Origin of the sequence: Macrococcoides bohemicum (assembly GCF_003259675.1) — a bacterium.
GTDB lineage: Bacteria > Bacillota > Bacilli > Staphylococcales > Staphylococcaceae > Macrococcoides > Macrococcoides bohemicum.
Genome location: NZ_PZJG01000008.1, coordinates 98,206 through 105,825, shown reverse-complemented (window position 1 = coordinate 105,825; position 7,620 = coordinate 98,206). Strand labels below are relative to the sequence as shown.

Genomic DNA, 7,620 nt, shown 5'->3' with positions numbered 1-7,620 from the left:
CGCTTGCTGAATCAGATACTGATGTTGATGTACTCGCTGAATCAGATACTGATGTTGATGTACTTGCTGAATCAGATACTGACGTTGACGCGCTTTCTGAATCAGACACTGATGTTGACGCGCTTGCTGAATCAGATACTGACGTTGATGTACTTGCTGAATCAGATACTGATGTTGACGCGCTTGCTGAGTCAGATACTGACGTACTTGCTGAATCAGATACTGACGTTGATGTACTTGCTGAATCAGATACTGATGTACTTGCTGAATCAGATACTGATGTCGACGCGCTCGCTGAGTCAGACACTGACGTACTTGCTGAATCAGATACTGATGTCGACGCGCTCGCTGAGTCAGACACTGACGTACTTGCTGAATCAGATACTGATGTACTTGCTGAATCAGATACTGATGTACTTAATGAAGTACTATCTGAGATCGATGTTGACGCGCTTGCTGAGTCAGATACTGATGTACTTGCTGAATCAGATACTGACGTTGATGTACTTGTTGAATCAGACACTGATGTTGACGCGCTTGCTGAATCAGATACTGATGTCGACGCGCTCGCTGAGTCAGACACTGATGTTGACGCGCTTTCTGAGTCAGATACTGATGTTGATGTACTTGTTGAGTCAGATACTGATGTACTTAATGAAGTACTATCTGAGATCGATGTTGACGCGCTCGCTGAATCAGACACTGATGTACTTGTTGAGTCAGATACTGATGTTGATGTACTTGTTGAGTCAGACACTGATGTACTTGCTGAGTCAGACACTGATGTTGATGTACTTGCTGAGTCAGACACTGATGTACTTGCTGAGTCAGACACTGATGTTGATGTACTTGTTGAGTCAGATACAGACGTTGATGTACTTGTTGAGTCAGATACAGACGTTGATGTACTTGCTGAATCAGATACTGATGTACTTAATGAAGTACTATCTGAGATCGATGTTGACGCGCTCTCTGAATCAGATACTGATGTACTTGCTGAATCAGATACTGATGTACTTAATGAAGTACTATCTGAGATCGATGTTGACGCGCTCTCTGAATCAGACACTGATGTTGACGCGCTTGCTGAATCAGATACTGATGTTGATGTACTCGCTGAATCAGATACTGATGTTGACGCGCTTTCTGAGTCAGACACTGACGTACTTGCTGAATCAGACACTGATGTTGACGCGCTCGCTGATTCAGATACTGATGTCGATGTACTTTGTGAGTTCGCTACACTTGTACTTGTATTCTGAGAATTAACTATACTTGTACTTGTGCTCTGCGAATTCGCTATACTTGTGCTTGTACTCTGTGAGTTCGCTACACTTGTACTTGTATTCTGAGAATTAACTATACTTGTACTTGTGCTCTGCGAATTCGCTACACTTGTACTTGTATTCTGAGAATTAACTATACTTGTGCTTGTACTCTGCGAATTCGCTACACTTGTGCTTGTGCTCTGTGAGTTCGCTACACTTGTACTTGTTGAAACACTTGCTGAATCAGGTACAGTGATTAACTGATTATTAAAAAAGTCTGTCCCTCCAGTTACAGATGTTGCGTAAGGATCAAATTTAAATGAAGTATCACCAGTAGCATTGAGAGGAGCTGTCCAAGTCGTCGTTAACCCAGAACCTAACTTTGCATAATATCCATTCATTTGGTATCCATTAGCCCAAGTATATCCACTGCCTTGTTTAACCATAGGTGTTGTTCTAGTTTCCAGGGTACTAACTTTTGTACCAGTTGAATCAGTAATATAACTAGTAGCGTCAGAAGGTGTACCAAACCCACTTCCTAATGTAAACATAGTTTGGTTAGATGTTCCTGTATTATATATAGCATAACTACTAGACATTGTGGATGGCGCTTTTTCCACTGTAGTAGTATTTGGATTATCATAGGTAACTGTATATGTGAATGTCACTTTACTTCCATCATTATAAGTTTTTAATATATAGTAAATTGGAACATTGTAATTTATATCAGTACCAGCCCCCGTATATGTTAATGTCTGTCCAGCTGCTGCTAATGTATTTATCGTACTAAATGATCCCAAAGTTATTACTTTGTTAACAGTAGGAGTTTCACTAAAATAAGTTGAAAGACTCTCACTTACTGAAACAGATTCGCTCATTGATAGACTATTTAAAGAGTCAGAATCAATATTAGAATCGCTTACAGATGTTCCAGCTTCTAATGCACTTTGTGAAAGGCTTTCTGACTGAGAAATTAATTCACTATCTGAATTATTAGTTACACTTTCTGAGTTCGAAGATGAGTCAACACTTTCTGAGTTCGAAGATGAGTCAACACTTTCTGAGTTCGAAGATGAGTCAACACTTTCTGAGTTCGAAGATGAGTCAACACTTTCTGAGTTTGAATCAGAACTTTCACTATCCGTTGTCAAGCTTGTACTATCTTTCGTAGATGATAATGATTCATCTGAACTATTAGAGTTAACTTTCTCTTCAGAAATTGATTCACTTTCTGAAATTGATTTACTTTCTGAAAGTGATTCGCTTTCTAATATAGAAGTACTCATTGAAGATGAAATACTTTCACTTTCACTAACAGATTGATTTTCTTCTGTAGTACCACTTGAAGATTCACTAGAACTATCCTGTTCCTGTGTTTCCAAATTCTCGCTTGATGAAGTTGAATCACCAGTTAAAGATTCAGATTCACTGACTGCACTTTCTGAATTAGAAATTACTGTAGAGTTTTGGTTAGCAACGGTTTCACTTAATGAAGATAAATCTGAAGTTATAGGAAGGTCAGATGCTGCAAAAGCTTGATTATTATCTAATAAATTTATTGTTAATAATCCCCCAGCCATGGTCGTCCCTGTAATTGCTGCATTCTTAACTCTATCAGCAGCTTTGTTTTGAATATTTTCTTTATCACTGATTTGTTTAACAATCATTGGCATACCTAAAATTCTAAGCATCTCTAACTCTTTAATACCTGCTTTAACCCAGTGTTTACCAGATTTATACAACTTAAATCTAACTTTTTCATCAATAACACTAATCTTGAAAAATCTTTTCTTTTTAGATTCTGACATATGCCACCTCTTAAATTTTAAATTTACAGAATTTTAAATAACAAAATTTAAATCCATACTATATTATTTAATTATTTTTATAGCTAAAACTTTTTTATTTATTATTAATAATAAATAAAAACCACTAAAGAACTTATTATTACAATGGTGTAAAAAGTGAATATATTCCCCTTAGTATATATAGATATTAAATTAATTTCTGTTATATATCTTAAATGATATAAACTTTTTTTAAAAGAGACATTTTACTGATAAATGTCTTCTTTTAGTTTTTTAAAACGACGAATCGCTTTATATCAATAGCGGTTTATGAATATAGTTTTATGGCGGTTTGAAAATGTCGTTTTTTAGCGATTTATGAATGTCGTATATTTAAGGATTTTTCGTTTTTATAATCTTTTAATTGATATGATTCCCCGGTAATTTTAAATACTTTAGAATGGTGAATTAATCAATCAATTATAGCTGCTGATACGATTTTATTACTGAATTGCTCACCCCAGCCAGAAAAGGGAATATTAGTCGTAATTATTGTTGATTTCATTTCGTATCTTAGTGACATTAACTGATAAAATAAATCCGCTCGTTTTTAAGTGATGGGAGTATAGCCAATTTCATCAATGATAAGTAACTCTATTCTATTTAATTACCTTAATGTTTTATTGATGATTCCTTTGTAATCTGAGTCAGTTAATAAGTCTATTAAATCTTTAAAGGTATAGAATCTAGTCTTTATATTTTGTTTACATGCTTCTATTTCCTAATGAGATTGCCAAGTGTGTTTTACCAACACCACTGTTATCCAGGAAACAAATATTAATACTATCTTCTAAGAAATGCATAGATCTTAAAGCAAGAAATGTTTTATGGTGAGACATTTGAATCATACGATGAATTAGCAAATGAAATTAATAAGTATATAGAATATTATAATTTCGTAAGAAAGAAGTGAAAATTAAAAAGCAAGACTCCTGTAGAATACAGAAATCTTGCTTTAATAAAAGTAGCATAATAAAAAGTTCAACTTTTGGGTTCACTACATTAGCACAGAAGGCTTTTTAGTTGTCTAGCTTAATTTTACAAATTAACGATTTATTCATTTAGCTTAGTTCCTGATTGATATACTAATATATACTGTTTAATTGCGACATTTTTGTGAACTCACATATGTTTTTATTTTAATATTGCATTACCAAAATCAAGATAACCATATTTATCTTCATCTACATACTTTACAACAGAAGGATAGAAGAAGACTTTCTGCTTTAATAGTACATTTGCAAATAAATATCTATCTTCAAAAGATTGTAGAATTGTTTTTGCGATATTTTCAAGCTGATCAAAATTTTCATATCTATAATTTTTAATAAATTCTATACAATTTGGATCATCGATATACCAATCTTTAAATTTACAATGTAATAGTAAATCGTAAAGCATAAATGGTTGTTTCTGATTATATGCTTCTGACATCCACACAATATCAACATCATATTCTTTCAAGCTTGTGCTTAAATAATTGTGATGTTCTGTATATATAAGCTCTATATAATAACCTGTTTTATTTAGTTCGTCTCTCACCTTTTCCATGATTTCAGCGTTGTATTGATCGACTAACATTCGTACAGGTCTGGAAATGTTAGAAATATCTCCTCTGCTCTGTGGTTCATCAAGCAGCCAATTAAAATTCTTCCAGTTATTGATGTTATCTTCATATAGAACGTATAACATCGCTTCAATAATGACATGTCGTTCTTCTAAAGAGAATGTCGTATTCGGATTAAAGACGAGCATATCGTTACCTATATAGACTCTTTTAGATAGTGATTTGTCATATTTATTGGATGATATATATTCCAGAAAACGTTTACGGTTTTTAATCAATAGTATTTCCTCGATTAGAACGACACGTTTGTAGTAAGGATTTAGTGACAGTTTAATTTCATTTTCATCTTTAAAAGACAAATAGTAGGGGCCAGTACCTTGAAGTTCCCCATTTTTCACTTTAAAGATTGATGCAAATGGCTCGGCAAGCAAATACTTAACATGATCTGTTCTCTCACATAGTTCAATCGTTAAATAGTACTTATCAATGATTGTTATTTTGTTCACGTTGCCAAAATAAATACGATAATTTGAGTCAAACATCAAGGCATAAAGTGAGTCATACACATGTTGTGCTGTTAGTTTAGTCTTGTCATTGAAGTAAATATCTTTATGTAAGTATATATGAAGTGTTTGTTCTTTCCACTCATCGTACTTTACGATTTCATTTAGGATTTTGTTATCCTTATCAAGTTTATATAACGTATTATTGGTCTGCGTAATCACTTGGAAGCTGATTATATCTTGAGAGATATGTGGGTGTATTGTATAGGGAATTGAATACACGAAATCGACAACCATATTACCACTACTATCTTCTTGTTTAAAACTTTCTTTCAACTTTTTAACAATAACTTCTTTCGATTCATCATCCCACGGCAACTCCAGAAAATCATTGATTTCCTGGAGTGTCATATTTTTATGGTGTTTCATCGCATAGTAGAACAATTCTTTTTCGACGTCAGTAATAAATGTTATTTCAGCTTTTCGACCTCTACCTACAGCCGGTGTATATTTAATATAGCCTTCATCTGCCCATTGCTTTAATAGTCTTGATAATTGTCGATTTGATATATTTAAGTATTCTGCCAAAGTAACATCTTCTATATTATCGGTGATATATTTTTCTAAATATAATAATCTTTTATCCATTTTAATCACATGCTACTTCCTACAAAGTTATAAAAATTTAAATTTTTAAATAAATTTATTTTTTTAATTTTATAATAAACATTATTATACAAATTAATAAGAGATATTTTAAAATTGCCCCTTTTACACTTATCTTACGAGTATATCTCCGAATATAATTATACCATCATTGTTAAATTTAACATTTTTCTGACCCTTCAAAACGATAAACTTTCTTCTCTTCTGTTTTGTAATCATGAAATAAGCATTATTTGTTAAGAAGTCTGAGTAACCTTGTTCTAGTTTTTTCCATTTATTAAGTGGTTTTACAAGGTATTCTTTTTTTAACATTCTCATTTCCGGTAAACAATCAAACCATTGTCTCATATGCGTATAGTTCATCAGTTTATAAAAATATGTTTCTTCTCTGTAAGTATGACCTAATATTACAAAATCACATTGTATTTCTTTGTTATTCTGACCAATAAAATAATCAAAGGGCAACTCTACAGATGCTATGTTAAATCCAACTGCTTTAAGGTACTGATAAAGTGGTATTACTTTATGCCTTGTTAAGTCAGGTATCCCCATAACAATTGATTTCTTAGTTATCGAATATTGCTCTAATGTTAGATCTTCATAATCTTGGTAGTAATGTTTTTTTATGTAATGCAAAAGAACCCGTCTTTCTTGTAAATCTAATTGAGTAAAGCAAGGATTCATCATTACAAATTTTGTCATCTTCGCATATTTATCAACTTCTTCACAATGTTTATCTTTAATAAAGCTTTCATAACTTGCGTAACTTTTCATTAAAAAAACATCGTTAATTTCAGGTAAAGCATGATGAGATGTTTGGCGTGCTGTTAATTGAATATAACTATCCTTTATTGATGCTATATAGTATGTGTTTGTACCAATAAAAGCATCAAATTCCTGAATATAAATGCTTGAAAAAGTGCTCGATAAATCAAACTTCAATTTGTCTAAGTCAGCATCAAAATAGATTTTTAATGCAAATAAATCAACTAATTCAATTTTATAAATGTAGTCTAAGTTTTCTTTATGCCACTCATGATTAATTAATGTCTCTAAACAATTTACAACATCAACTGCCAACAAATTCTTCCCATTAGAAAACGTAATATCCTGATATAAATATAAAGTAATACTATTTTCATCAACCACTTCATATTGAACAAGTTTGGATGTAAACGTCATGTCATTTGAAATTGTATATAATCGATCCATTGTATTATACAAAAGCGTATCTAAAGCTATGTCTGTTTGTTGGAGTGGATTTAAGTTCTCTGGAAGCCGATAAATATAATCCATCGTTACTGTGCCTTTTTGCTCTTTAAGTGGTGACATTTGCGTATTCTCTGCATGAATAGCATTGTTAAACAAACCTTCAATAAGCCTCTTAGAAGATTCATTTAAAGGGAGTGACAATATATGTGTTATTTCTTCAATAGAATAATCATTTAAGTTGGAAATGATATCCATTATAACTTGTTGTTCGATATCAACGTTGAATATTATCGTTGAATAATTGCCTCGGCCAATGCCACCGATATATTCTATTATTCCTTCGTCCTGCCACTGATTAATAAGTCGTGATAACTGCCTCGGTGTAATCTCAATGTACTCTGCAACTTCTTCTCTTAAGAAATCATGTTCTTCCAAATATTTATACAGTAACAACAACTTTTCATCAATTGTTTTCATCTTATCCACTTTTCATAAAATAATTTTGTTAATATATATTATTTTAATAAATAAAAATTGTTTTGTCATATTTAATTATA

At 32.2% G+C, this 7,620-nt stretch carries 5 protein-coding genes and 2 pseudogenes; 1 reads left to right on the top strand and 6 read right to left on the bottom strand.

The genetic code is table 11. The annotated features are described in order from the left end of the window. The 4 genes and pseudogenes from BHX94_RS13235 to BHX94_RS13020 all read right to left on the bottom strand — a co-directional run. Positions 1 to 1,507: pseudogene (locus tag BHX94_RS13235) on the bottom strand (lectin-like domain-containing protein); the annotation flags it as partial. Between the two features lie 1,443 nt (positions 1,508 to 2,950). Next, positions 2,951 to 3,076, bottom strand: a pseudogene (locus tag BHX94_RS13230) (KxYKxGKxW signal peptide domain-containing protein); the annotation flags it as partial. A gap of 451 nt (positions 3,077 to 3,527) precedes the next feature. After that, positions 3,528 to 3,620: a hypothetical protein gene (locus tag BHX94_RS13025; RefSeq protein ID WP_238999240.1), complete on the bottom strand. Its 93-nt coding sequence runs from the start codon at positions 3,618 to 3,620 to the stop codon at positions 3,528 to 3,530. 199 nt (positions 3,621 to 3,819) lie between these two features. Continuing rightward, a complete protein-coding gene (locus BHX94_RS13020) occupies positions 3,820 to 3,918 on the bottom strand; it encodes an ATP-binding protein (RefSeq protein WP_242446697.1) in 99 nt (32 codons plus the stop codon). A 17-nt stretch (positions 3,919 to 3,935) separates the two neighbouring features. On the opposite strand from BHX94_RS13020, the gene BHX94_RS13225 reads away from it, so the two are divergent. Further along, positions 3,936 to 4,028 (top strand): IS3 family transposase, encoded by a 93-nt coding sequence (locus BHX94_RS13225; RefSeq protein ID WP_111746766.1) that lies wholly within the window; start codon positions 3,936 to 3,938, stop codon positions 4,026 to 4,028. A 221-nt stretch (positions 4,029 to 4,249) separates the two neighbouring features. Here BHX94_RS13225 and BHX94_RS11335 read toward each other — a convergent pair whose 3' ends face one another. Together BHX94_RS11335 and BHX94_RS11330 are read right to left on the bottom strand one after the other, a co-directional pair. Next, complete coding sequence (locus BHX94_RS11335; protein ID WP_146606924.1) at positions 4,250 to 5,833, bottom strand: ABC transporter substrate-binding protein; 1,584 nt, start codon at positions 5,831 to 5,833, stop codon at positions 4,250 to 4,252. Positions 5,834 to 5,962: 129 nt separating this feature from the next. Beyond that, a complete protein-coding gene (locus tag BHX94_RS11330) occupies positions 5,963 to 7,540 on the bottom strand; it encodes a periplasmic substrate-binding domain-containing protein (RefSeq protein WP_111746762.1) in 1,578 nt (525 codons plus the stop codon). Positions 7,541 to 7,620: the final 80 nt, after the last annotated feature.

Bases quoted from the DNA above. Each gene is read 5' to 3' on its own strand.
- BHX94_RS13025 (WP_238999240.1), bottom strand. From the start codon at position 3,620: ATGAAATCAACAATAATTACGACTAATATTCCCTTTTCTGGCTGGGGT.
- BHX94_RS13020 (WP_242446697.1), bottom strand. From the start codon at position 3,918: ATGCATTTCTTAGAAGATAGTATTAATATTTGTTTCCTGGATAACAGT.
- BHX94_RS13225 (WP_111746766.1), top strand. From the start codon at position 3,936: ATGTTTTATGGTGAGACATTTGAATCATACGATGAATTAGCAAATGAA.
- BHX94_RS11335 (WP_146606924.1), bottom strand. From the start codon at position 5,833: ATGGATAAAAGATTATTATATTTAGAAAAATATATCACCGATAATATA.
- BHX94_RS11330 (WP_111746762.1), bottom strand. From the start codon at position 7,540: ATGAAAACAATTGATGAAAAGTTGTTGTTACTGTATAAATATTTGGAA.